Annotated in this window: 18 protein-coding genes; 7 read left to right on the top strand and 11 right to left on the bottom strand. The window is 49.8% G+C overall.

Features of this window, described 5'->3' with window-relative positions:
* Positions 1 to 377: 377 nt before the first annotated feature.
* Positions 378 to 2,975, top strand: a complete 2,598-nt coding sequence (gene acnB / locus NFHSH190041_RS17530) for a bifunctional aconitate hydratase 2/2-methylisocitrate dehydratase (RefSeq protein ID WP_261922998.1) — start codon at positions 378 to 380, stop codon at positions 2,973 to 2,975.
* A 195-nt stretch (positions 2,976 to 3,170) separates the two neighbouring features.
* Here acnB and rsd read toward each other — a convergent pair whose 3' ends face one another.
* Positions 3,171 to 3,659 carry a sigma D regulator gene (gene rsd / locus NFHSH190041_RS17525; RefSeq protein ID WP_261922997.1) on the bottom strand — a complete coding sequence of 163 codons (489 nt, stop codon included), beginning with the start codon at positions 3,657 to 3,659 and terminating at the stop codon, positions 3,171 to 3,173.
* 605 nt (positions 3,660 to 4,264) lie between these two features.
* On the opposite strand from rsd, the gene hemE reads away from it, so the two are divergent.
* Positions 4,265 to 5,329 carry a uroporphyrinogen decarboxylase gene (gene hemE, locus NFHSH190041_RS17520; RefSeq protein ID WP_261922996.1) on the top strand — a complete coding sequence of 355 codons (1,065 nt, stop codon included), beginning with the start codon at positions 4,265 to 4,267 and terminating at the stop codon, positions 5,327 to 5,329.
* Between the two features lie 28 nt (positions 5,330 to 5,357).
* Here the strand turns inward: hemE and NFHSH190041_RS17515 are convergent, their stop codons facing one another.
* The 6 genes from NFHSH190041_RS17515 to NFHSH190041_RS17490 all read right to left on the bottom strand — a co-directional run bounded on the left by NFHSH190041_RS17515 (position 5,358) and on the right by NFHSH190041_RS17490 (position 11,313).
* The gene (locus NFHSH190041_RS17515; protein WP_261925171.1) at positions 5,358 to 6,842 is read right to left on the bottom strand and encodes a sensor histidine kinase; all 1,485 of its coding nucleotides are present in this window, start codon (positions 6,840 to 6,842) and stop codon (positions 5,358 to 5,360) included.
* A 5-nt stretch (positions 6,843 to 6,847) separates the two neighbouring features.
* Positions 6,848 to 7,579: a response regulator transcription factor gene (locus tag NFHSH190041_RS17510; protein ID WP_261922995.1), complete on the bottom strand. Its 732-nt coding sequence runs from the start codon at positions 7,577 to 7,579 to the stop codon at positions 6,848 to 6,850.
* Between the two features lie 83 nt (positions 7,580 to 7,662).
* Positions 7,663 to 8,379 carry a spondin domain-containing protein gene (locus tag NFHSH190041_RS17505; RefSeq protein WP_261922994.1) on the bottom strand — a complete coding sequence of 239 codons (717 nt, stop codon included), beginning with the start codon at positions 8,377 to 8,379 and terminating at the stop codon, positions 7,663 to 7,665.
* Between the two features lie 10 nt (positions 8,380 to 8,389).
* Positions 8,390 to 9,091 (bottom strand): spondin domain-containing protein, encoded by a 702-nt coding sequence (locus NFHSH190041_RS17500; protein ID WP_261922993.1) that lies wholly within the window; start codon positions 9,089 to 9,091, stop codon positions 8,390 to 8,392.
* Between the two features lie 252 nt (positions 9,092 to 9,343).
* A complete protein-coding gene (locus tag NFHSH190041_RS17495) occupies positions 9,344 to 9,568 on the bottom strand; it encodes a hypothetical protein (RefSeq protein ID WP_261922992.1) in 225 nt (74 codons plus the stop codon).
* Positions 9,569 to 9,675: 107 nt separating this feature from the next.
* Entirely contained in the window at positions 9,676 to 11,313 is a 1,638-nt protein-coding gene (locus NFHSH190041_RS17490; protein ID WP_261922991.1) for a methyl-accepting chemotaxis protein, read from the bottom strand.
* 390 nt (positions 11,314 to 11,703) lie between these two features.
* Here NFHSH190041_RS17490 and NFHSH190041_RS17485 point away from each other — a divergent pair, with 390 nt between their 5' ends.
* The 3 genes from NFHSH190041_RS17485 (at position 11,704) to dbpA (ending at position 16,255) form a co-directional block, all read left to right on the top strand.
* A complete protein-coding gene (locus NFHSH190041_RS17485) occupies positions 11,704 to 13,692 on the top strand; it encodes a peptidase U32 family protein (protein ID WP_261922990.1) in 1,989 nt (662 codons plus the stop codon).
* 114 nt (positions 13,693 to 13,806) lie between these two features.
* Complete coding sequence (gene lpxL, locus NFHSH190041_RS17480) at positions 13,807 to 14,739, top strand: LpxL/LpxP family Kdo(2)-lipid IV(A) lauroyl/palmitoleoyl acyltransferase (RefSeq protein ID WP_261922989.1); 933 nt, start codon at positions 13,807 to 13,809, stop codon at positions 14,737 to 14,739.
* A 109-nt stretch (positions 14,740 to 14,848) separates the two neighbouring features.
* Positions 14,849 to 16,255, top strand: a complete 1,407-nt coding sequence (gene dbpA, locus NFHSH190041_RS17475; protein ID WP_261922988.1) for an ATP-dependent RNA helicase DbpA — start codon at positions 14,849 to 14,851, stop codon at positions 16,253 to 16,255.
* Between the two features lie 65 nt (positions 16,256 to 16,320).
* On the opposite strand, the gene NFHSH190041_RS17470 is transcribed toward dbpA, so the two are convergent.
* The 3 genes from NFHSH190041_RS17470 to uvrA form a co-directional block, all read right to left on the bottom strand.
* Positions 16,321 to 16,803: a hypothetical protein gene (locus tag NFHSH190041_RS17470; RefSeq protein WP_261922987.1), complete on the bottom strand. Its 483-nt coding sequence runs from the start codon at positions 16,801 to 16,803 to the stop codon at positions 16,321 to 16,323.
* A complete protein-coding gene (locus NFHSH190041_RS17465) occupies positions 16,800 to 18,404 on the bottom strand; it encodes a S41 family peptidase (RefSeq protein ID WP_261922986.1) in 1,605 nt (534 codons plus the stop codon). Before NFHSH190041_RS17465 ends, NFHSH190041_RS17470 begins: the two co-directional genes overlap by 4 nt.
* Positions 18,405 to 18,617: 213 nt before the next feature.
* Complete coding sequence (gene uvrA / locus NFHSH190041_RS17460; RefSeq protein WP_261922985.1) at positions 18,618 to 21,476, bottom strand: excinuclease ABC subunit UvrA; 2,859 nt, start codon at positions 21,474 to 21,476, stop codon at positions 18,618 to 18,620.
* Between the two features lie 272 nt (positions 21,477 to 21,748).
* On the opposite strand from uvrA, the gene NFHSH190041_RS17455 reads away from it, so the two are divergent.
* Together NFHSH190041_RS17455 and ssb are read left to right on the top strand one after the other, a co-directional pair.
* Entirely contained in the window at positions 21,749 to 23,116 is a 1,368-nt protein-coding gene (locus NFHSH190041_RS17455; RefSeq protein WP_261922984.1) for an MFS transporter, read from the top strand.
* Between the two features lie 35 nt (positions 23,117 to 23,151).
* A complete protein-coding gene (gene ssb, locus NFHSH190041_RS17450) occupies positions 23,152 to 23,802 on the top strand; it encodes a single-stranded DNA-binding protein (protein ID WP_261922983.1) in 651 nt (216 codons plus the stop codon).
* A 448-nt stretch (positions 23,803 to 24,250) separates the two neighbouring features.
* Here the strand turns inward: ssb and NFHSH190041_RS17445 are convergent, their stop codons facing one another.
* The gene (locus tag NFHSH190041_RS17445) at positions 24,251 to 25,219 is read right to left on the bottom strand and encodes a diguanylate cyclase (protein ID WP_261922982.1); all 969 of its coding nucleotides are present in this window, start codon (positions 25,217 to 25,219) and stop codon (positions 24,251 to 24,253) included.
* Between the last annotated feature and the right edge of the window lie 13 nt (positions 25,220 to 25,232).

Raw genomic sequence — 25,232 nt, 5'->3', positions numbered from 1 at the left:
TCTGATTCATGTTTTTGGTTATTTATTGTATAATCCCTGCCGCAATAGGGTCGAGCCGCTGCCTGCGGATGATGCGGGGCAGATGGTGAGAAAGCAATCAAAGTGTGAGTTGTGAGGCCTGACAGAGTCGGTAACACCGGCCGGTAACCCTAGGAAGGGGATAGTCGGCAGGAATGGTGGATAGGCTCTGGGTAGGACGGGTCCGAAAACACTTTTTACTTACCACAGATAAGTGCCCTGGTGCATTCATAACTTGAGTGCCATGGATGGTTGGCAGTTGGAGCCTGACTGCATACCGAAAGTGTTCAACCCCCCTGCTGATGGTCCCGGTAAAAACAGGATTGGCGCAGCGCGCCAAAACAAAGAGGAATGTTGCCGTGCTAGAAGCATATCGTAAACACGTCGAAGAGCGTGCTGCCGAGGGCGTAGTCCCTAAACCACTGGATGCGCATCAGGTTGCCGAATTGGTTGAGTTGGTCAAGAACCCGCCTGCTGGCGAAGAGGCGTTTATCCTCGATCTGCTGGAAAACCGTATTCCCCCCGGTGTTGATGAAGCCGCCTATGTCAAAGCCGGCCTGCTCGATGCCATTGCCAAAGGGGAAGCGAGCTCACCTATTTTGACTGCGGAGCGCGCTGTCGAACTGCTCGGGACAATGCAAGGCGGCTACAATATTGAGCCCCTTATTCGTCAACTCGATAACCCTGCTTTGGCGCCATTGGCTGTTAAGGCTCTGTCCCATACGCTATTGATGTTCGATGCTTTCCACGATGTGGTTGAGAAGATGAATGCCGGTAATGTATCAGCCAAACAAGTCGTTGAGTCTTGGGCTAATGCTGATTGGTTCCTGCAAAAACCTAAGCTGGATGAGAAAATTACGCTGACGGTATTTAAGGTAACCGGTGAAACAAACACGGATGATTTGTCTCCTGCGCCAGATGCTTGGTCCCGCCCTGATATTCCCCTGCACGCTTTGGCTATGCTGAAAAATGCCCGCGATGGTATTGAGCCTGATGAGCCCGGTGTGGTTGGCCCGATTAAGAAGATTGCCGCGCTGAAAACCCAAGGTCATCCGTTGGTGTATGTTGGTGATGTGGTTGGTACTGGTTCTTCGCGCAAGTCCGCCACCAATTCTGTGCTGTGGTTTATGGGCGATGATATCCCGTATGTACCGAATAAACGTGCTGGTGGTTTTTGTCTTGGTGGCAAGATAGCGCCTATCTTCTTTAATACCATGGAAGATGCTGGTGCATTGCCTATTGAGCTGGATGTTAGTGCCATGGAAATGGGCGATGTGATTGATATCTTCCCTTACCAAGGCCTGGTTAAGCGTCATGATAGCGATGAGGTTATCTCTGAGTTTGCATTGAAGACCAAGGTATTGCTAGATGAAGTGCGAGCTGGTGGTCGTATTCCGTTGATCATTGGCCGCGGCCTGACAGATAGAGCCCGTGAGGTGCTGGGATTGTCACCTTCTGAGGTGTTTGTTCGCCCAGGCGATGTGGCTGATACGGGTAAAGGCTATACCTTGGCACAGAAGATGGTCGGTAAAGCGTGTGGCGTTGCGGGCGTGCGGCCGGGGCAATACTGTGAGCCGAAGATGACGTCTGTGGGCTCTCAAGATACCACCGGCCCCATGACTCGGGATGAGTTGAAAGATTTAGCTTGTTTGGGCTTCAGTGCCGATTTAACCATGCAGTCATTCTGTCACACTGCCGCCTATCCAAAGCCTGTGGATGTGAATACCCACCACACATTACCTGATTTTATTATGAACCGTGGCGGGGTTTCTCTGCGCCCAGGTGACGGCGTGATCCATTCCTGGCTAAACCGCATGCTGCTACCTGATACCGTGGGGACAGGTGGTGACTCCCACACCCGTTTCCCTATCGGAATTTCCTTCCCGGCAGGTTCCGGTTTGGTGGCATTTGCCGCAGCAACCGGAGTGATGCCACTGGATATGCCAGAGTCTGTATTGGTGCGTTTTAACGGCACGATGCAGCCGGGGATCACGTTGCGTGATTTGGTACATGCCATCCCCCACAAAGCCATTGAAATGGGGCTACTGACCGTAGAGAAAAAGGGCAAGAAGAACATCTTCTCCGGGCGCGTGTTGGAAATTGAAGGGCTGGAGCACCTGAAAGTTGAGCAGGCGTTTGAGTTGTCGGATGCTTCTGCCGAGCGCTCCGCGGCCGGTTGTACCATCAAGCTGGATAAAGCGCCGATCATCGAGTACTTGAACTCCAACATCGTGATGTTGAAGTGGATGATTGCTGAAGGTTATGGCGACCGTCGCACCATCGAACGGCGTATCTCGGGTATGGAAGAGTGGTTGGCTAACCCTGAACTAATGCAAGCCGATGCTGACGCCGAATACGCTGCTGTGATTGAGATTGATCTGAATGAGATCAAAGAACCCATCTTGTGTGCGCCAAACGATCCCGATGATGCTGTATTACTGTCTCAGGTCGCCGAGACTAAGATTGACGAAGTGTTTGTGGGCTCCTGTATGACCAATATCGGTCATTTCCGGGCATTGGGTAAGGTATTGGATAAATTCTCCCAGCCACTGCCAACCCGGTTGTGGATTGCGCCACCCACCAAGATGGATAAGGATCAACTAACCGAAGAGGGGTATTACGGTATTTTTGGTCGGGCAGGTGCCCGCATCGAAATTCCTGGCTGCTCTTTGTGTATGGGTAATCAGGCCAGAGTGGCGGAAGGGGCGTCTGTGGTATCAACTTCAACCCGTAACTTCCCTAATCGTTTAGGGACCGGCGCGAATGTATTTTTAGCGTCAGCTGAGTTAGCGGCAGTGGCAGCGCTACTGGGCCGCTTACCATCTCCACAGGAATATCAGCAGTATGCCAAAGAAATTGATGCCACTGCGGCAGACACTTATCGTTATCTGAATTTTGATAAAATTGAGTCATACACCAAAAAAGCCGGTGAAGTGATTTTTCAAAGTGCAGTGTAATGATGGTGAAATAAGTAAAAGATAGGTGTGTGAACCTATTTTGCAGAAAACCGGCCATTGGCCGGTTTTTTTATGTTGTTTCCTGTCGGTTTAAGCGGTTTGTGGATGATGTTCTATTGTTTTAATTATGAAACAATTAAATGCAAAAACGGACACCAAGTGTGTCCGTTTAATGCAAAAGGGATGCGATAAAGTTTAGCTAGGCTCTGTGATTGAGTCGGCGTAATTGACGAAGAGTACTTCCAGCATTTCATCTTCGAGTTGGAATCGGGTCTCCATGCCGTGCATAAGTACACCAAGATCACGATCTAAATCGTACAGTAATTCTTCTGCTTGGTTTTCAGCGTATTTATCGTTGAAATCCAATGCACCATCTGTGGTCTGACTGATATGAGGCACTAATTTTTGCGCCAGCTCTTTACTGGATTGTGAATGGACTTCACAGGCGCTGACCACTTGATCATAAACTTCGAAGTGCCCTTCAGAAACGTAATCTACCAATAAGTCACAAAACTGTTTTACCTGAATAACTTCTGGCAGTGTACCCTTGTCCTGATCATAGGGGGGTAAACCGGCAATTTTGCAATATTGAACCAATAACTTACGACGATGATCCAACCATTGGTCAATTAACCTATTGGCGCCGCCCCATTTTTGTTCTGTTCTTTCCAGTTTGGTCAGCATGATGTTTGCCTCATTCTTGCTTGCATCCCTGACCACTAATGTAGGCCACCCGTTAACTTTTGATCAACTCTTTTTGCTTAACTCACCGATTTGTATGATTTATATGAATTTACCTATTGTGATGGCAAATTCCTGCTACCAGTTCGAGCTTGAAAAGGGACTAGACATAGGTGCATGGCATTGAGCCCACACGCTATTCATCAGGCTGGAATTGCTATTTTAAGGTGAAAAACAGGCAATAAAAAACCCGGCGGCAGAAATCTGCAGCCGGGCAAGTAAGTTATTTCCGGGGCTCGATCTAACGAGCTTCTTGATTGTTCTTGCTAGCGCAAAGTTTTTATACCAAAGGGGTGAAAGTCCCGCAACTTTTTTTTGTCTTTGAAATATTTAGTGTTCAAGCCAGCTCTCGCTTCCATGCTTTTTTTTGACCTGTAACCAGTTTTTTATCCTGTTATTTCTGTGGTAGGGATAAGTTCACATAAATTGGTTTGCATCCATTATTTTAGTCGCGTAAATGCTAAAATAGCCGGTCTCTGAAGAAAACGAGACGTTGCTCACAAGCCTTTTTGGGTGTCGCAAATCAACCTGTTTAGGAATCAAGCCAAATGGCAGAATTAAAGAATGATCGTTATTTACGTGCGTTATTAAAACAACCTGTAGATGTGACTCCAGTGTGGATGATGCGTCAGGCAGGTCGTTATTTGCCGGAGTACCGCGCCACCCGTGCTCAGGCCGGTGATTTTATGTCGCTGTGCCGTAATGCTGATCTGGCCTGTGAAGTCACTTTGCAGCCACTGTGCCGTTTTGAACTGGATGCAGCTATTCTGTTTTCTGACATTTTGACCGTACCTGATGCCATGGGGCTGGGGCTTTATTTTGAAGCGGGAGAAGGTCCTCGTTTCCAGCGCCCAACCGATACCATTGAAGCTATCCAGAAACTGGCGATTCCAGATCCAGAAGATGAACTGGGTTATGTGATGAATGCTGTGCGTACAATTCGTCGTGAGCTGAACGGTGAGGTGCCATTAATCGGCTTCTCTGGTTCACCTTGGACGCTAGCCACTTATATGGTTGAAGGCGGTTCCAGCAAAGCATTCGAAAAGATCAAGCGTATGATGTATGCCGAGCCTGCTGCTCTGCACCTGCTGCTGGATAAGCTGGCTGATTCTGTCACCTTGTATCTGAATGCTCAGATCGCCGCCGGTGCTCAAGCTGTGATGATCTTTGACTCCTGGGGTGGCGCATTATCTCACGCCGCTTACCGTGAATTCTCGCTGCGTTATATGCAGAAAATCGTAGACGGTCTGACCCGTCATAATGAAGGCCGTCAGGTGCCAGTAACACTGTTCACCAAGGGTGGCGGTCTGTGGCTGGAAGCTATGGCCGAAACCGGTTGTGATGCGCTGGGTCTGGACTGGACTGTGGATATCGCCGATGCCCGTCGTCGGGTGGGTGATAAAGTGGCCCTTCAAGGCAATATGGACCCATCTTTGCTGTATGCATCTCCAGAGCGGATCCGTGAGGAAGTGGCCACTATCTTGGCGGGTTATGGCAATGGTACTGGCCATGTATTTAACCTTGGCCATGGGATTCACCAGCATGTGGACCCTGACCATGCCGGTGCCTTTATCAAAGCTGTGCACGAGCTGTCCGGTCAATATCATAAATAACCTGTGATGATTGGTTATTCAGGCGCCTTTAGGGCGCCTTTTTTATATCCGTATTGTCATTACTACGCTGAAGCTTGAGTGCCAGATAGATACGACATCCTCGACCCGGTTCACTGTCAATTTCAAGCGGGCAATCTAGCATAGTGGCTAAGTGGCGCACTATGGCTAGCCCGACCCCTAACTGTGGTAGTGGATCATCCTCACTAAATTGTGGCGCTTTGGCTATGGGCTGATTGAGGGCCCGACTGGCATCTTGGTGCATGCCAGAGCCGTTATCTTCAACCAGCAATTGCCAGCGACTGTGATGCAGTATTGGTCGGATGCTGATTTTTCCTGCTGTTGGGGTATAGCGTAGGGCATTGTCGACCAGATTATGCAGCATGCGTTGTAGCAGTTGTCGGTCGCTGAATGCGGTCATGTTTTCCCCAGCATCAAAGTGCAGTTGGATTTGTCGTCTGGCGGCTTTTGGGGTGAATGTCTGAGTTAACTCCTGTAAAAATGGCTGCAGGGCAAAGGTGGCAAACTTTGGTGTAATCGTTTGATTTTCCAGTGCGATTAACTCCAATAGTTGCGCCAGCAATTGTTGCAGATTCTGGCCGGTATTGGTGGCCATTTGGATAAGATCATCTGAGCGCTGTTGCATAGGGCTAAGTTGCCAGGTTTCCAGATAGCCGAGTAAGGCGGTCAGCGGCGTTTTTAGATCATGGGATAGATGCAGCATAAAACGCTGTTTAGCCTGTTGCTGCGCTTGCATTTGTTGCTGTTGCTGATGGATTTTCTGCAATAGCGCATTAATTTGTGTGCCCAAGGCTGAGATTTCACTGCTACCTTGGTAAACGCCAGGCAACATGGCGGCCGTTTTGCCTGAGACGGAGGGATTAAGCCGGATAACATCCCGGGACAGTCTGCTAAGCGGTGAGGTAAAAAACTTCAACATCAGCGCAAATAACAGCAGCGCAAATAGGGCACAGATCAGTAAACTGACCAACCAGGTTTGTCGCTGATGGGTGTCATAGGCAATCTGCTGCCAGCCATCAAAAGCTTCGCCACCGATAATAACGTACAAGTAGCCACTGAGTTGCCCATCAGGATAGTGCAGCTCAGTGGCTGAAAAGATTTTATCCCGTTGTAATGCTCTGGGATCGGTGCCAGTGATGGGCAAAGGCTGCTGGCTTAAAAAGGCTTTAATGGGAGGCAATGCTACTTGGCGGGTTACAATTTTGGTCTCTGGTGCAGAATAGGCAACCACATCCCCGCCGGGCGTAAGAGTATAAATCTCAAAGCTGGGACCAAGCAGCATAAAATCATGGAAGGCTTCTTTCAGGGCGGCATCGGAGATATTGCCACTGGCTAGCAGAGGGTTGATATGGGCCATATGCCCAGCTAATTCACGGTGCAAAGACTGCTGCACCCTGGCTAATTGTGCGCTGTGGCTATAGTCCAGCCATTGCCACAGCAGCAGTAATAGTAGAAAAACGAGTATGCAGGCCGATAGCATCAGCCTGCTAAACATACTGTTCACAGCACCGCCTCTGTTTCAGGTGGTGCGAATTTGTAACCAACTCCCCATACAGTTTTCACGGTATCGGCCAGTCTCGGGCGGTTAGCCAGTTTATTGCGCAGCCGATTGATATGGCTATTGACCGTATGTTCATAGCCTTCGTAATTTAGCCCCCATACTGCTTCAAGCAACTGCATTCGACTGAACACCTGTTGAGGATGGCGGGCCATAAAGGTCAGCAGATCAAACTCTCGGGCGGTAAGGTTAAGTTGAGTGTTGTCATCAATAACTTCCCGGGTATCGCAGTTGATGGTAAAGCCATTGAATTCTAGTGCCTGATGGGTGGGGCGAGTACAGTGACGTAAGCGGGCTTTTACTCTCGCTCTGAGCTCCAGCACGCTGAAAGGCTTGGTGATATAGTCATCCGCGCCGGACTCAAGCCCCAATACCACATCAGCTTCAGAGTCCTTAGCCGTCAGAATAATAATGGGTATATCGGCTCCGGCTTGTCGCAGTTGCTGACATAACATCAAGCCGTCACCATCGGGTAGCAGCCGGTCGGTGAGAATCAGATCGGGCTGACACTGTTGCAGCATAAGATTGGCTTGCTGCAATGTAGTGGCATGGTGAACCTGATAATCGAGTGCCTGTAGATTAAGGCTGATCAGTTGGGCTAAATCCTGTTCGTCCTCAATCAGCAGAATACTAAGCTGTGTAGTGCCGAAAGCACGGATACTGTGGCTATTCATAACGCCTCCCCTGAAAATCAGTTTCAATGTTGACCTGTCAGGGGAGGGTTTTATTACAGGGCGAATTGCCTGTGGTGGTGTGGTTATTTGGTACGAGTCACTGTAATTAGTGCCACCGGGTTATCAAATCGATGGGATGCACTCAATACTGAAGTGGTAAAACCATCATCAGCGCTGATGACACCTGCATGGACATAAACCCGGTTGACATCATTGCGTTCAGCATTAAAGCCTTCCCCCCCATCAGCCGGGCCAGGCATAGTGCCTCTGGCTTCTGAATTGCCTTCAGTGCCCGCATCATAAGCCTTAGTGCGGTAGGTTTTGGGCACATAGACAGGCAGTTTCGTTAAATCGACCCGACTGACACCAGTAAAGGCATCATTGGTATTGACCAGCATGGTCGCCACAGTGAGATAAGCCGCATCCTTGGCATCCAGTTCAAAACTTAATTTGGTCTGCTCGCCAGGTCCTAATGGTGCCGTGTCACTGACGCGGGCATTGACACCGGTTTCACTATCAAAATCGGCGGCATTACCACCCTCGGCCAGTTTTTCCAGTGCGACGCTGGCACTACTTCCCGCCTGCCAAGCGGTAAAAGCATCACTGTGTTGCAGCAGTGCAACCGGGGAAAATGGCTGATTAGCGGTTAAGTTGGTGACAGTCACTGTGTAGGCTTGCGTGACACTGGCTGGTGGTGTGGCCTTTTTCACCAGATCTGAGTCGGGACAGGCGCTAAGCAACAAAGCTGCACCTGCCGCCAAGAGTATGCCCCGATGGGCCTGATAATTTGGTCGTTTCATGGTGGGCCTCCTACTTAACCGTTACAGTCAGTTTGGCCACAGGGTTAAGCCAGCGGTGCACAGCGCTGTTGAGATCGCTTTTACCACCATTAGGATCCATATCTCCCAAGACTCCGGGGTGAATATGTACTTTGTTATTGCCTGAGGTGTCATCGATACCGGTCGCTCCTGTGCCTCCCTGTCCACCTGGCGCGGCGGGAATACCGGGCACCCCAGGTGCTCCACCGCCATTCACGATTTCATTATTTGCTTCGGAGCCAGCATCATAGCCATTGAGGTACAGGGTATAGGTGCCAGCTTTTGATGGGATTTTCCAAGAGTCCAGACCAATAAAGCCATCATTGGTTGGCAGGATCATTGCGGTGACGGACAGCAGATTATTATCGCCAGTATCCAGCATCATAGCGTCAGTGCTGGCTCCCGGTGCTAACAAACCACCGGCGGGATTTTCCAGTGTGACCCCATTTGCGCCTGTTACATTTGCCGCAAGATCCGCGATATCTCCCCCTTCAGCCATTTTGACCAATGCAGCACTGGCCGTGGTGCCCGAGCGGTACAGCATGATGTCACTTTGGTGGGCCGCGACCAAAATAGGGGTGAAGTAATTGCCGTGGCTCAGGTTACTTAGACTGATCTCCAGTTGAGCCGCTTGGGATGGCAAGGCTGTCAGGGCGGCCATCAGGGCAGTGTATTTAAGCACATTGAGTTTCATGGTCATTCTCCTTGGCTGTGTAGGGCCTGCCTCCGGTTAGGAAACAGTTCGATTACTCAGTGTAATCTGCCAGCTGGGAATCACCTGTTTATCGCTAAATTATCACAATTTCCTCACAGCCTTGGGCGGCTACTGAGATTTTGGGGAATGTTGCTAAGTGGTGTAATGATCAGCTTACAGTGGGCATTTAGGCTTGGGAGGAGATAAAGTGTGAAGCATGAAATGGCCGGGTCATGATCCCGGCCAAATGTGTTATTTTTGCTGATTTACATGTTGTTTCAGTGTCGCAACGGCTTCTTCTGGTGTTGGTTTTTCACCGTCAGTAGAGATAGTTGCGGCAGCTTTATGCCCAGTCATATCCTCGGCAATATGCAGCCAATTGGGATGCCAGTAATAATGCATACCGGACATACTTTCCCAGTTATGCACTCCATCGCGTTCGCCATTGTAAACCAGATTTTGAATGTTATAGGTCATAGCCAACTCCTGTGATGAAAGGTAATGCCTAAGATACGAACACTATACGTGATTCCGGTCACGCTTTATACGACATTACCTATCTTCAATGTGGGCGCCATCCGGGGTTAATGGGTACGGAATTTGCGGATCATATCCGACAAGTTACTGGCCAACTGGCTGATATCATGCGCTGACTGGGAAACATGCTGGGTGTCTTCAGTTACTCGGTTGGTCGCGTCATTGATATTGGTAATGTTATGGTTTAATTCTTCTGTCACAGACGTTTGTTGCTCAGTGGCGTTGGCGACTTGAATTGCCATATCGTTAATCTGAGTAATTGATTGATCGATTGCCGCAATGGCATCACTGGCACAACGCGCTTGTTCAACACTGTGCAACATTTTCCCCCGGCTGGATTCCATCACGGCACCTGCTTTTACCGCGCGCTGTTGCAGTTTATCTATGGTGGTTTTGATCTCTTGAGCCGAATCCTGGGTTCGACGAGCTAAGGTGCGGACCTCATCAGCAACAACGGCAAAACCGCGACCTTGCTCCCCCGCTCGGGCAGCTTCAATGGCCGCATTTAAAGCCAGTAGGTTGGTTTGGTCGGTAATATTGGCAATCACTTCCACAATCACAGAAATGGCCGCAGTGTCCTGCTGTAGTTGCTGGATCACCTCACTGGCAGCCAGTACCTCACTTTCCGATTGATTGATGGCTTCAACTGCGGCATCAACAATTTTGCGGCCGTTTTCCACCCCATCGACACCTTGGTGAGCTTGCTCTGCCGTGTGATTAGTATTGCGGGCGATTTCACTGATGGAACTTTGTAGCTCCGTCATCGCGGTAGCAACTTGTTCTACTTCATTATGCTGATTGAGCATGCTATCTGAGACTTCATTCGTCACATGGCTGACCTCCTCTACTGCGGCAGTCAATTGGGTCGATGCAGCGCTAATCTGGGCGATAATATCGTGTAGACCATTGCGCATTTTCACCATCACATTGGCCATTTGGGCAAATTCTTTACTATTGAATTTCTCATGCTCAATATCAATGGTCAGATCGCCATCAGCAATGGCTGATAGGGTTTTTTCTGTTGCTTGTAAAGGGGTCAAAATACGGCGTAGCAGCAACAGGGCAGAGAGTATTAATACCAGAATAAACAGTACAGAAACCGCTAGCATAGTGGTTTCTAACTGGCTGATAGCCTGTTTGGCCGCAGCCTTGGCGGTTTGTACTTTCTTGTTTTCTTCCGCCATTAACTTAGTCACGCCTTGCTCGACATTATTGTAAATATGCCAAGCCTCCATAGAGGTCAGCATTGCCGCTGCCGCTTGGGGGTCGATAAGGCTGTCTTGACGCATAAACTCCCGATGCAAGTCACTGAATTTTTCCAGTGGCTGACTCAGGTTATCCAGTTGGGTAATGGCGGATGGGTCTGCAATTTCACGGAATTTTGCTGTGGTTGCATCGATAGCAACAATTTGCTGATTCAGCCAGTCAGCCGAACTTTTACTGACCGGCAGATTTTGTACGCGGCGCAGGCTGTAGCCTAATTGCTCCCGGCGCAGGCCAGAGACCAGCTGCAGCAGTTTGGCTGCCATTTCGTTGGTACGATATTCCACTTCTAAAGTGTGTACCTGATCGCTGACCTCTTGGCCGTGAGAATGAATAAAGGTGAAACACACAGAAAAGATAATGACTAGGCTAATAAATAGCGTGGTTAACAGTTGTTTTATAGAGTATTTGGCTGATTGCACAGGGGTACCGCCGGGCTTTTAACTGTATGGATTAAAAGTGGGTCATTCTAGCAACGTTTGTGACTGAAACTGTGAAGTGGTGAGAACTTATGTTGTTACCTCTTAATAAGTAGTTCATAAACTCATTTATTTCGTCATTACTGAATCATGCGCTAGTACCTTGTCTGATAGTGTTGGGATGTCACGGCGATAAGATGAACAAGCATTAGCTAAATCAAGTTTATTTCTTCACCATTATTCACTATGGGTGAATAGCCTAATAATCAACCTGCTACATAAATAGGTCATCTTTACGGTGGCGACTTTTACCGGCTTTATCCGTTTTCTGGCTCGAAATTCATGATACAGATCTTTACAATGCCCGGCTTTGCTGGCAGTGATGAGTGACGTATGGGATATCAGAAAACACAGTTTGAACTATTGGCTCCGGGCGGGGATATCGACTCGATCAAGGCCGCCATCGCCGCTGGTGCTGATGCCGTGTACTGTGGTCTGGATCGGTTTAACGCCCGTAATCGAGCGGCCAATATCAGCCTGGAGTTGCTGGAAGGTGTGTTAGCACTGGCTCATGCCCACAAGTGTAAGGTTTTTCTGACCCTGAATATCATGCTGCTGGAAACCGAGCTGAAAACCATGCTCAGTCTCTTGCAGCAGCTATCCACAATGGCGGTGGATGGCATCATAGTGCAGGATCTGGGGCTGGCTTATCTTATCAAGCACTACTTCCCTGCTTTAGATCGTCATGCCTCGACCCAGATGAATACCCATAATACCGGACAAATGAAGCTGTTAGCTGGCTTGGGGATGAGTCGGGTGAATCTATCCCGGGAGCTCAATATTGATGAAATTACTGAGTTAGCCCAGTTTGGTCATCAGCATAATATGCTGACAGAAGTCTTTGTACATGGCTCCTACTGTATCGGTTTTTCCGGGGTGTGTTATTTTAGCTCGGTGCGTCACGGTGCATCCGGTAACCGAGGCCGTTGTAGCCAGCCCTGCCGTGAGCAGTTTCAGCGCACTGCGGCTGGGCGGGACTTCCCCCTTAACCTGAAAGATAATTCTGCTTTTGCCGATCTGCCTGCGCTGGCTGAAGCAGGGGTCTATTCGCTGAAAATTGAAGGGCGGATCAAAAAGTCTCACTATGTTTACACTACGGTGGATAACTGGCGGCGGCAAATCGATCATTTCTGCGATGATAAGCCGCTGCTGACGGATACTTCTGAGCTATATACCGTATTCAACCGGGATTTTTCTAATGGTTATCTATTGGGTGATATTCACCGCAATATGTTTATTGATAACCCAAGAGACAATGCCGTCTACCATTTCAGTCGCTTGGCACATTGCCAAGCCCCGCAAGATGTAGCTGAGGTCAAACGTCAGCTATTTGATTGTAAAACAGCGATTATTCGTCGGGTAGAGGCGTTGACCGCCGCGATGCCGATATCCGCAGGGCGCCGTCGCTCACTGAAAGGCGGCGCCGCGTTACCGCAGATCGCAAAAGTGGCTTGTGTGGAGTCATTGGTAACCTCGCCACGTTTAATTGTGCTGCTGGATCGTCGTCAGGTGGAAATGTTGCCTCAGCAAGCCAATGTGGATTACTGCTGCCAGATCCCGGATGCGCTCGCTTGGCGCTTGGATGAGCATATTGCTCTGTTTCAAACTCACCCGGATCTTATCCCTTGGTTTCCAGCGGTGATGACGGAAAGTCATTTTGCCGCAGCCGCTGAGTTATTGCGGGCTACGCGACCCACCCGGTTAATCACGGATAATCTCGGGGTGGCACAATTGGCCCGGGAACTCCAGCTTGACTGGGTAGCAGGCCCTCAGCTGAATTTAGCTAATTCCATGGCATTACAGTGTCTGCAACAAGAATTGGGCGCATGCGGCGGCTTTGCCTCTGCGGAGCTCAATGAGTCTCAGCTGACCCGTTTACGTGTTCCGGTAGGCTTTGATCTGTATTACAGCATTTTTAATCCTCAGCATTTGATGACCAGCCGCCAATGTTTATTGGCCCAGGCCAATGGCTGCCGTAAACAGCGTATGAACCGTGGGTGTCTGACGCGCTGTGAGCAGGATGGTGTGCTGCGCAGTCAGACTGGGGAAGCACATATTATTTATAAAAGTCCCGGCAGTTATAACCGACTGTACGCTGAGGAGCATTACTTTAATCCGGCTCCCTTGCAGGCCTTCGCTGGGCGCTTTAGTCACTTGTTGATTGATCTGCGGCCGGTGCCTTCCGCTACTGTCAGTAAATTTTCTGCGGCAGAATTAGTGACCCGTTTCGCAGCGGCATTACAGGGCGATGCACAGATGCTGGCGCAGTTAAGTGATAGCCTGCTGCATACCAACTGTCAGCAGTATCAACGTGGACTGTAACCATTTTGCCCCCACTCTTCACAGACTGGTGAGCTATATCCTTGATAAAAAGGGGTAAAAGCATAAAATTTGCCCCGCATTTTTTGTTCTTGCCTGAACTAAGCGATGAGAACCATGAGTAGTAAATACACCGCGCCGGAGTTTTCTCCACGATTTTTATTGCCCCGTTACTGGGGCGTGCTGTTGTTGGTAGCCGTAGCTAAGTTGTGCAGCATGCTGCCGTGGAAGCTGCAATTTTGGTTGGGCAAGCTATTGGGGCGGCTCAGCATGAAACTGATGCCTAAACGCCGCCGTACGATTGCCAGCAATTTGGCGCTGTGTTTCCCGGATATGCCCCTTAAGCAGCGACAACAATTAGAGCGGGAAAATATCGACAATACCGGGCTTGCGTTGTTTGAAACCGCGATGGCTTGGTTCTGGTCTGATGCACGAGTACGCCGCCATATCCGTTGTGAGGGGCTGGCGCATTTAGATACACTAAAGACACAAGGCCGAGGAGTGCTTTTGGTTGCGGTGCACTCTCTTAATCTTGAATTGGGAGGTCGAGCGTTTGGTCTGCATGTTTCAGGGCTTGGTGTGTATCGCCCCAACAATAACCCCTGTTTTGATTATTTCCAGTATCGCGGTCGTACTCGAGGTGGCCATGAAATGATTCACCGTAGGGATGTGAAATCCATGTTGACTAGTTTGCGTCGGGGCGAGTGTGTTTGGTATGCGCCGGATCAGGATTATGGCCCAAGGCGTCATGCTTTTGCGCCTTTGTTTGCCGTGTCTCAGGCCTGTACCACCACAGGTACCAGTTTGCTGGTGGATGCAACGGACTGCGCGATAGTGCCATTTACCATGGTGCGGGATGATAATACTGGCCACTATACCCTTACCCTGCGTGAACCCTTGGTCGATGTGTTTCCCAAGAACGACCCAGAAGCTGGGGCCCGCTTTATTAACCATGTGGTAGAAGCCTCTATTTTGGCCGCACCCGGGCAATATATGTGGCTACATCGCAGATTTAAAACTCGGCCGGAAGGTCAGCCATCACTTTACTGAGTGGTCGGCGTGAGTGCGGTAGTTGTCTAAATTTGCTACACTGCGCCGCGATTACCGCCTAACTGAGGTCAGATGGGCGGCTTAATAACTTTTTTACAGGATATTTCCCTTGAGTGATTCCCAAATAAACGGCCAGGCGCCGGCATTTTCTTCTCTGGCATTAAAGCCCCAGTTGCTGGCGACGCTGGACAGCATCGGTTATACCGGCATGACGGCGATACAGGCCCAGAGTCTGCCGCTGGTACTGGCAGAACGGGATGTGATCGCCCAAGGGAAAACCGGTAGTGGTAAGACGGCTGCATTTGCTTTGGGGCTGCTGAACAAACTGAATGTAAAACGTTTCCGTATTCAGTCACTGGTGTTGTGTCCAACTCGGGAATTAGCCGATCAGGTGGCCAAAGAGATCCGCACTTTGGCCCGGGGTATTCACAATATTAAAGTACTGACCCTGTGTGGCGGGGTACCGGTCGGCCCGCAGATTGGTTCACTGGAGCATGGCGCCCATATTATTGTGGGTACGCCAGGCCGTGTGCTGGACCATTTGCAACAGGGCCGGCTGGATTTTTCTGAGCTAACCACCTTGGTGTTGGATGAAGCCGATCGCATGCTGGAAATGGGTTTTACCCAGGCGATGGATAGTATTATTGCCATGACCCCAGCCAACCGTCAGACCCTGCTGTTCAGTGCGACTTTCCCGGCGCAAATTCAGGGTATGGCGGAGCGGATCATGCACCAGCCTGAAATGGTGAAGGTTGCCGCAACCCATGACAGTCAGAGCATCAGCCAGCAGTTTTTCCATCTGGAAAGCAAAGCTGAACGTATGAAGGCACTGCAGATTTTATTGTGCAAATATCAGCCGGAATCTGCCGTGGTGTTTTGTAATACCAAGCGCGAAACGCAAGCGGTCGCTGATGAGCTGGCTGCACTGGGATTCAGTGCTCTGGCTCTGCATGGCGATCAGGAGCAGCGCGAACGTGATCGCACTTTGGTGCAATTTGCCAATAAGAGCATCAATATTCTGGTCGCAACCGATGTGGCTGCCCGCGGCTTGGATATCGACAATCTTGATGCCGTGGTGAACTTTGAAATGGCTTATGACAGTGAAGTGCATATTCACCGTATTGGCCGGACCGGGCGTGCAGGTAGCCAGGGCCAAGCATTTAGTTTCTATACAGGCAAAGACAGCCTGAAAGTGGCCGCGCTGGAAGATATTTTGGGTGCTGAGATCCAGGACAGCGAACTGCCAAGTGAGCAATATCTGGATACGCCGCCATATCGACCAAAGATGACCACAATTTTGATTGATGGTGGTAAAAAACAAAAATTACGTCCGGGGGATATCCTGGGGGCGTTGACTGCGGATAAATCCCTGACTGGGGATGATATCGGTAAGATTAAAATCACGGATATCCGTTCCTTTGTCGCCGTGAAGCGTCAGTTCGGTAAAAAAGCTCTGACCATTTTGAACAAAGGTAAGCTCAAAGGCCGTCAATTCCGCGCCTTTTCCGTGTATTAAGCCATCAATATAATAAGCAAAGGGGAACGGTTAAGTTCCCCTTTTTTGTCATCTTAATTGCCATGTTAATTGCGACTTTCATTATCCAGAGCATCTACCGGCTTAGCGATGCAGTCCAGTAGCGGTAAAGGTACGAAGCCGTTAGTTGTGTGGTCATACAATCCGCAGTTATCCCCCCTCAGTTGCAGTTGGAATTGTGTTGGTCGCTGGAAATCCCGTCCCATGATCGGCAAGCCCTGCGAATCGCGTAATCGGACACGTTCCAGTAACAGTACATCACTGTATTCAAACACTGTGTCTGCCAATTGTGGCGGCTTGCCACCTTTCAGGCTGACGATAGCCTGACGGATCTGTTGTCGCGCTGCACTGCTGGTGTGCCTACTCAATGCGGCCACAGGCGCTTGGTTTTCAGCCTTTGACACTGCCGTTCCGTTACTGCTGTTTGCTGCAAGAGCCATTGGGGAATGAGCGGCATGACAGCCGCTGAGCCCCGTTAGGGCTGACAGGCCGGTCAGTGTCAGCAGCAGTGCCGGCCACGGCCTGATCATCGGCTACTCCCGCTTGTATCAGCGTGGTTTAGCTCGCTATAAATACTGCCGTGACGCAGCGGATGAAAAGGCATCATCAGTGCCGGGCCAGTTGAGGTTGGGATGCTTCTGCTGTGCTGCATTTGACTGCGCGGCGCCGGGCAAGTGCCGTCAGTCATATACTGTAGTGCGGCTGCCAATAGCCTTTCTTGGGGATGACCCAATGCTTGGCTGAAGTCATCTGCCACAGTGCAGCCCGGGACTTGGGCGTTGAGACCGGTATCCACCACTATGTCTGCCGCCGGCGTAGGAATAAAGCCATCGGCAAAATCACCGAAGCCTTTTTCATTGTCGCCTTTAAACTGGATAGTGAAATAAACATTGCCGCAGTTGGGTTGAGGAATAAAGCCATAAGGCTTTCCTTGAGTAGCACTGCCAATTTGGATCACCTCCACATCAATACCCCGCAGTCCGTTGATCAAGGATTCACTGGCGGAAGCGGTTCCGGCTGTGGTGAGAATATAGACCCGGTTTAATTGGGCACTGGGTAATTGTGTGTCGGTAAAGCCAGGCTGACTCCAATCAATCACTCGCGGTTCAAACTGGATGCTACTGTCGAGATTTTCCTGTTTATCATTGTGTTTTAGTGTTTCAAATATCCGGTTACGGCTATTGGCGCCCGCCACCATAAAGCCTAATTGGGCGGATTGATAAATCAGTCCGCCGCCGTTATAACGCATGTCCAACACCAGTTCATCAATGCCGTTATTGGCAAATAGATTGAAAGCCTCAATCAGTCCATCCTGGGCGATACTGATAAATTGGTTAAATTGCACATAGCCGACTTTTTTATTGTCATGTTGGATCACTTTTGCCAGTTGTACCGGGGACAAAGTGATCTGTTCAGCAGTTAGCGTCACCTCATAGTCACTGCCATCACTGCGTTGCAGGGTAAATCTGTGGTTACTGCCAAGCGCGGGAGAGAATAGCGCTGTATTAAGCTGATCGATATCGGTTTGATCATTACTGCTGATGACATCAATGCCATTGACCTTAAGTAGTCGGTCGCCCCGCTGTACCTGCTGTAAGGCGGCTGGAGAATTGGATTCTGTGTAGCTGACGGTAAGGTTACGTGGCGGAGTTGTTTGGATAAAGGCCCAGTTAAAACCGTAGCCACCTATGGTGCCAGACTGGGATTCCTGCATATAGTCATCGTAACTGACGGTAAAGTGAAATCTGTCTTTGCGGGCACCACTGTCTGTCGTCGCTGACGTTGTCAGCAGATCAAAATAGGCCTGGACCGAGGGTGAACTATTCGGGTTGGGATCCGGCAATTCGTTATACCAAAGATAGGTTTCATGGCTGAATGAGCGCAGATACAGTTTTTCATATAGGCTGGAGCCGCTTTTATCCGGGTAAGGCTGATTCGTGTATGGATCAGTCCCACTGCGCGGCGCAGCGCAGAAGTTTATTAAGTCTTCAGCAGGCTGATATTGCCCCGCCGTCCAGTTTGGTCCAGCACTAACCGCTGGACTATCGCCATCACTGCCGCCACAGGCCGTTAATAATCCCAAACTAAACAATACGCCAGTCCATTGCATGGTTTTGTTTTTGGCCAACATCTTAATGTCCTCTCCCTGTCGCATTAATCGGATCTTGGTGCTTTATTAAAAAAATTAAAACATATGCATTACACGAATAGAACATATGTTGGGTTGAATTTGTAAAAAAGCATTTAACTGAAAGTGGGAGAGAGGAGTGTTGGGGGAGCCTGCAGTCAGCACACTGCAGCTGGGAGTGCAGTGTGCTGATACATAAACTAAGTTGATGCGGGGTTACATGTTTTCCAGCAATGGCTTGAGGAAGCGGGCGGTATGTGAGTTGGGGGACTGAGCCACCTGCTCCGGGGTGCCAGTGACTAATATCGTGCCGCCGCCAGCGCCGCCTTCAGGCCCCAGATCCACAATCCAGTCTGCAGTTTTTATCACATCCAGATTATGCTCAATCACTACAAGGGTATTTCCCTGACCTTTCAGGCGATGCAGTACATCCAGCAGCATCTGAATATCAGCAAAATGCAGCCCTGTGGTGGGTTCATCCAGAATATACAGGGTCTTGCCGGTATCCCGCTTGGACAACTCCTTGGCCAGTTTTACCCGTTGCGCCTCACCCCCTGATAACGTGGTGGCACTTTGCCCCAGTCGGATATAAGACAGGCCGACATCCATCAGAGTTTGCAGTTTACGGGCAATGGCCGGTACCGCATCAAAAAAGCTGCGCGCTTCTTCGACGGTCATTTGCAGCACTTCGTGGATATTTTTGCCCTTGTATTTTACTTCTAGGGTCTCCCGGTTATAGCGTTTGCCTTTACAGGCATCACAAGGCACATACACATCCGGCAGAAAGTGCATTTCTACTTTGATAAGTCCATCACCTTGGCAGGCCTCACAGCGACCGCCTTTGACATTAAAGGAGAAACGTCCCGGTTTATAACCCCGGCTGCGGGATTCTTGGGTGGCAGAAAACAGCTCGCGGATGGGGGTAAAAATGCCGGTATAGGTGGCCGGGTTAGAACGTGGGGTACGGCCAATGGGGCTCTGGTCGATATCCACCACTTTATCGCACTGTTCCATCCCGATAATCTTGTCGTAAGGTGCCGGTTCATCCACAGTGGCTTTATTGAGCATGCGATGGGCAATCTTAAAGAAGGTGTCATTAATCAGTGTGGATTTCCCTGAGCCGGAGACCCCGGTCACACAGGTTAATAGTCCCACAGGAATGGTGAGATCGACATTTTTTAAGTTATTACCTTTCGCGCCAATTAGCTCAATAACTTGATTGGGATCATAAGGGGTGCGCTCACCGGCAATGGTAATGCGTTTTTCGCCGCTGAGATACTGGCCGGTCACAGACTCAGGGCAGTCGATGATCTGCGCCAGCGTCCCATCACAGATCACTTCGCCACCATGCACTCCAGCGCCGGGGCCGATATCAATAATATGATCCGCCATGCGGATAGCATCTTCATCATGCTCTACCACAATCACGGTATTGCCCAGATCCCTTAAGTGCTTCAGGGTGTTGAGCAGCCGCTCATTATCCCGTTGATGCAGACCGATAGAGGGTTCATCCAGTACATACATTACCCCGACTAAGCCCGCGCCTATTTGACTGGCCAATCGGATCCGCTGGGCTTCACCACCGGACAGGGTTTCAGCACTGCGGGATAGACTGAGGTAATTGAGACCAACATTGACTAAAAAGCCGAGCCGGTCGCGAACTTCTTTCAGAATTTTTTCCGCAATTTGCGCTTTTTGGCCGCTGAAATTCAGCTGGTCAAAATAATCCAGTGCTTCACCAATGGACCACTGGGTCAGGGTTGGCAGATTGAGATCGGCAATAAAAACGTTACGGGCTTCTTCCTTTAGCCGGGAACCACCACAGCTTTGACACGGCTGGGTGGAAATATATTTAGCCAGTTCATCCCGTACCGAATTAGATTCCGTTTCCCGGTAGCGGCGATCCATATTATTCAAAATGCCTTCAAAAGGGTGGTTACGCACCACCACATCGCCTCGGTCATTCATATATTTAAAGGCGATGCTTTCTTTGCCTGAGCCGTACAGCACGATTTTTTGGATACGTGCTGGCAGTGCTTGGAATGGCGTTTCTACATCAAAACCGAAATGCTCACCCAATGAGGTCAGCATCTGAAAATAATAAAAGTTGCGTCTGTCCCAGCCGCGAATGGCGCCACCGGCCAGTGATAGTTCATCACTGGTGATCACTCGCTCTGGGTCGAAAAAGGTTTGCATCCCTAACCCATCACAGGTGGGACAGGCACCCGCTGGATTGTTGAAAGAGAAAATTCGCGGCTCCAGCTCGGCCATGGAGTAGCCACAATGGGGGCAGGCAAAGTTAGCGGAAAAGATCAGTTCTTCGCCATTGCCTTTATTCGAGGCGTCGTCTTTGGGCGCGCTGTCCATCGGCGCAATGATAGCCAGACCGCCGGACAGTTCCAGAGCAGTTTCAAATGATTCTGCCAGCCGTTGCTGCATATCGTCTTTGACTTTAAAACGGTCAACCACCACGTCAATGGTGTGTTTCACATGCAGATCCAGCGCTGGCGGATCAGTCAGATCGCAAACTTCGCCATCAATCCGGGCACGGATATAGCCTTGTGCAGCCAGACTTTCTAACAGTTTGACATGTTCACCTTTGCGGCCTTTAACCACAGGGGCTAACAGCATCTGGCGGCTGCCAGGTTCCATCTCCAAGACTTTATCCACCATCTGGCTGACGGTCTGAGCCGCTAATGCTTGACCATGTACCGGACAGCGTGGCTCCCCAACTCGGGCAAACAGCAGTCGCAGATAGTCATAAATTTCTGTGATGGTACCGACGGTGGAACGCGGATTGTGAGACGTGGATTTTTGCTCGATAGAGATAGCGGGACTTAGCCCTTCGATATGGTCTACGTCTGGCTTTTCCATCAGGCTGAGAAATTGGCGGGCGTAGGCAGACAGAGATTCAACATAGCGCCGCTGGCCTTCTGCATACAAGGTGTCAAAGGCCAGCGATGACTTGCCTGAGCCGGACAGTCCGGTGATTACAATCAACTTGTCCCGGGGAATTGTCAGGTTGATATTTTTGAGATTGTGGGTGCGGGCACCCCTGACTTCAATCTTATCCATCTATCGCTCAAGGTCCTGCTACAGAAAAAGAGCATAAGTATCGCACAGTTCCGGGATGGAGTTTAGGGGGCTATCCGGGGAAAACACAGATTGCCTCATTCTGTTTTAAGGAACTTTTTCCGCTGTTGCCTGTCTGTGGTGTATATCGATAATCTTCCCTGTCACCCCCTGCTTCCACTGATGAACCCGGTGTAATCCGGACGTCACTTTGGGTATAACTTCGGCGATATGTTAATATCCGCCCCCTGAAATTTAACAGCGAGACGAACTGAATGGCTGCAAGCGGTCTGTCCAGTACAGAGAAAAAAGTCGCTTTTTCCCTGGCTGGTGTGTTTGGCCTGCGCATGATGGGCCTGTTTATGATCATGCCGGTGTTTGCCCTGTATGGTCAGCATCTTCAAGGGTTTTCCCCCCTCTGGGTTGGTATTGCCATTGGCGCATATGGCCTGACCCAGGCAATGTTACAAATTCCCATGGGCATATTGTCCGACCGTATCGGCCGCAAGCCGGTGATTTTGGGCGGCTTACTGCTATTTGCTATCGGCTCTGTGGTGGCAGCGATGGCCGACAGCATTTATGGCGTCGTGCTGGGCAGGGCGCTGCAGGGCATGGGGGCTATTGCTGCCGCAGTACTAGCCATGGCCGCAGATTTAAGCCGGGATGAACAGCGCACTAAAGTGATGGCCATTATCGGTATGTGTATCGGGCTGTCCTTTGCGCTATCACTGCTGGTCGGGCCGATTGTGGCACAACACCTGGGGCTGTCAGGCTTGTTTGCGTTGACGGCGGTTTTAGCATTATGCGGTATGGCCATTATTCAGTTTGTGGTTCCCAGTCCCGTTGGGCATGCGCCTAAGGGGGATACGCTGGCAGCGCCGGCCAGAATTATGCAAATGCTTAAGCATCCCCAGCTTATCCGTTTGGATGCCGGTATTTTTATTTTACATTTGGTTTTGACGGCCGTGTTTGTGGCGCTGCCACTGGATTTGGTTTCTGCCGGATTGGCTAAAGAGCAGCATTGGTTACTGTATTTTCCCGCTTTTGTTGCGGCGTTTATTTTGATGGTGCCTTTGATCATCATTGGGGTGAAACGGAAAAATGCCAAAGGCATGTTCCAGCTGGCTTTGCTGATTTTGTTACTCGCGTTGGGATTAATGGCATTATTCAGTCAATCTTTGGTGGGGCTGAGTATTGCGGTTGTGCTGTTTTTTACTGGCTTTAACTATCTTGAGGCTTCTTTGCCAAGCCTGATCGCCAAATTCTGCCCGGTCGGAGAGAAAGGCACTGCGATGGGGGTTTATTCAACCAGCCAGTTCTTAGGGGCTTTTTGTGGCGGTTTGCTCGGTGGTGGCGCCTATGAGTTGCTCGGGGCCAGCGGAGTATTTACCGTAGGTATGGGATTAGTACTGTTATGGCTGTTGCTCAGCTTTGGTATGCAGAATCCTGTGATGCTCAAAAGCTATACCCTGAGCGCCAATGTGGCCGGAAAAGCCGAAGCCGGAGAGATGGCTGCCCAGTTGTCTCAACTGGAGGGTGTTGCTGAAGCTATTGTGGTGCTTGAGGAAAAAGTTGCATACTTGAAAGTCGATGAGCATTTCGATTTGAGACAGGCCCGAGCTGTGTTAGGCTCTGTCAATTAAACCGATTTTTTCGTGATGATTCGCAGGAGATGTTAATGGCCAGTCGTGGTGTGAACAAAGTGATTCTGGTAGGTAATTTGGGACAGGATCCCGAGGTTCGCTATATGCCGAACGGCAATGCTGTGGCGAACGTCACCGTGGCTACCAGTGAAACCTGGAAAGATCAGCAGGGTCAACAGCAAGAGCGTACTGAATGGCACCGTGTGGTGGTATTTGGCAAGCTGGCTGAAATCGTCGGTGAGTATCTGCGTAAAGGCTCTCAGGTGTACTTTGAAGGCCGCCTTCAGACCCGTAAGTGGAAAGATCAGAGCGGTCAAGACAGATACACCACTGAAATCGTGGTAGATCAGGGCGGCAGCATGCAAATGCTGGGTGGTCGTAGCCAGACTCAGGGCGGTCAAAGCCAAGGTGGTTACGGTCAGCAACAGAACCAGCATAGTGGCAATCAGCAACAGCAGTATCAGCCAGCTCAAGGTGGTTATGGTCAGCAGCAGGCCGGGTATGCGCCGCGTCAGCAGCAACAAGCACCTGCGCAGCAATCTTCTGGTTATCAGCAGCAGTCTGCACCGGCAGCGCAAGCACCAGCTCAGCGTCCAGCGCCTCAGCCTCAGCAGCAACAACAGCCTGCACAACAAAACTATACCCCGGATTTGGACGATGGTTGGGATGACGATATCCCATTCTAACGAACGGTAAATCCTAAAGTATCAATTGAGATAGTTTGAATAAAAGCCCAGTGTTTTCACTGGGTTTTTTTATAGGCAGCTATTTAAATTGGGGGGCTGTGTTGTTTTTTATACTCTCGATATAGGCTGTCGTTGAGCCGTCCCATTGACACTGAATACATCTCCCCATTGAAAATTGGTGTAGGCAGTTTTCATATCCATAAAGAACATGTGCACACTCTGGACACAGATTTGTCATCGATGATGAATGCTGGAGATAAGTGCTGCCGCACTCATTACAAGTTGAAGTTTGGCTCATCAATACCATGCCATTTGGCGAAATTTTACGGCTTTATAAACGCGACATCAGCTGCGTCGCTGTTTATTTTAGGCTGTGGGCACACTGCCTTGGCAACCTGAGCGTAAATAGATTGCCTGGCAGAGCATATATTGTGTGGCGTAGAGAGGCTTAGAACTGAGCTGACTGATATATCTTATAGCAGTTGCGCCCAGCATCTTTGGCTTGATATAGCGCCAGAACCGCCCGCCGAATCCAATCTGAGCTGTGCGCAATGCTGTCATCCAGGGCGCAAATCCCGAGGCTAACTGTGATGTTAAGTTGAGTATCCTGAAATGAGACCGGGTTAGCAGCAATAGCCTGTTGTAGTCGCTCTGCAAACACCGTGGCATTTTCAGCGCTGGTGTTGGGTAGCACTATGCCAAACTCTTCTCCGCCATAACGACCGGCAAAATCGGTTTTCCGCAAAGAGGTACGAAGTAGCTGGGAAATGTGCAGGATAACTTTATCTCCGGCCTGATGACCGTGGATATCATTGATGTTTTTTAAAAAGTCGATATCGATCATCACCAGACTCGCGGTCTCTTGGTAACGGCTATAACGCTCAAATTCCCGGCTTAGGGCATCTTGCCAATAGCGGCGGTTATACAGTTGGGTCATGCTGTCGGTTTGACTTAGCTGTTCTAGCTGCTCATTGGCACCTTTCAGATGCAGTTTATTGACTGCCACATCACTGACATCATAAATCAACATGCTGATATGGGTGACTTCACCGGTCAGTGAGGTGAGTGGTTGCAGCGTGATATTTTGGTACATCACATCGGCCCGGCCAGTAATCGGACGGTAGTTTTTAAACTTAAAAACGTATGGCCGCTGTTCCCAGCTGATAAAGGCCCGGTTTTTTAAGGTAAACACCATCTCCATTTTTTTAGTTAGCCAGTCTTTTGGCAGATCGGGGAAAAACTCAAACAGGTTTTGGCCACGTAGCTGATTAGGGGAAATACCACTGTGGCTTTCCATAAAGCTGTTCCACAGTTGGATATCATAATTACGGTCTAGCACCACCAAGCCCACTTCAATGGTCTGCACCATATCGATAAGCCAGTGGAGTTCGTTCATTGCACTTGCATCATGTGACATAGAGATAAATCCG

The organism is Shewanella sp. NFH-SH190041 (genome assembly GCF_024363255.1).
Lineage (GTDB): Bacteria > Pseudomonadota > Gammaproteobacteria > Enterobacterales > Shewanellaceae > Shewanella.
The sequence above is the reverse complement of the archived record's forward strand: the minus strand, read 5'-3'. Positions and strand labels throughout refer to the sequence as shown.

Coding starts and splice junctions, on each gene's coding strand:
- rsd (WP_261922997.1), bottom strand. CDS start 3,659: ATGCTGACCAAACTGGAAAGAACAGAACAAAAATGGGGCGGCGCCAAT.
- hemE (WP_261922996.1), top strand. CDS start 4,265: ATGGCAGAATTAAAGAATGATCGTTATTTACGTGCGTTATTAAAACAA.
- NFHSH190041_RS17515 (WP_261925171.1), bottom strand. CDS start 6,842: ATGTTTAGCAGGCTGATGCTATCGGCCTGCATACTCGTTTTTCTACTA.
- NFHSH190041_RS17510 (WP_261922995.1), bottom strand. CDS start 7,579: ATGAATAGCCACAGTATCCGTGCTTTCGGCACTACACAGCTTAGTATT.
- NFHSH190041_RS17505 (WP_261922994.1), bottom strand. CDS start 8,379: ATGAAACGACCAAATTATCAGGCCCATCGGGGCATACTCTTGGCGGCA.
- NFHSH190041_RS17500 (WP_261922993.1), bottom strand. CDS start 9,091: ATGAAACTCAATGTGCTTAAATACACTGCCCTGATGGCCGCCCTGACA.
- NFHSH190041_RS17495 (WP_261922992.1), bottom strand. CDS start 9,568: ATGACCTATAACATTCAAAATCTGGTTTACAATGGCGAACGCGATGGA.
- NFHSH190041_RS17485 (WP_261922990.1), top strand. CDS start 11,704: ATGGGATATCAGAAAACACAGTTTGAACTATTGGCTCCGGGCGGGGAT.
- lpxL (WP_261922989.1), top strand. CDS start 13,807: ATGAGTAGTAAATACACCGCGCCGGAGTTTTCTCCACGATTTTTATTG.
- NFHSH190041_RS17470 (WP_261922987.1), bottom strand. CDS start 16,803: ATGATCAGGCCGTGGCCGGCACTGCTGCTGACACTGACCGGCCTGTCA.
- NFHSH190041_RS17465 (WP_261922986.1), bottom strand. CDS start 18,404: ATGTTGGCCAAAAACAAAACCATGCAATGGACTGGCGTATTGTTTAGT.
- uvrA (WP_261922985.1), bottom strand. CDS start 21,476: ATGGATAAGATTGAAGTCAGGGGTGCCCGCACCCACAATCTCAAAAAT.
- NFHSH190041_RS17455 (WP_261922984.1), top strand. CDS start 21,749: ATGGCTGCAAGCGGTCTGTCCAGTACAGAGAAAAAAGTCGCTTTTTCC.
- ssb (WP_261922983.1), top strand. CDS start 23,152: ATGGCCAGTCGTGGTGTGAACAAAGTGATTCTGGTAGGTAATTTGGGA.
- NFHSH190041_RS17445 (WP_261922982.1), bottom strand. CDS start 25,219: ATGTCACATGATGCAAGTGCAATGAACGAACTCCACTGGCTTATCGAT.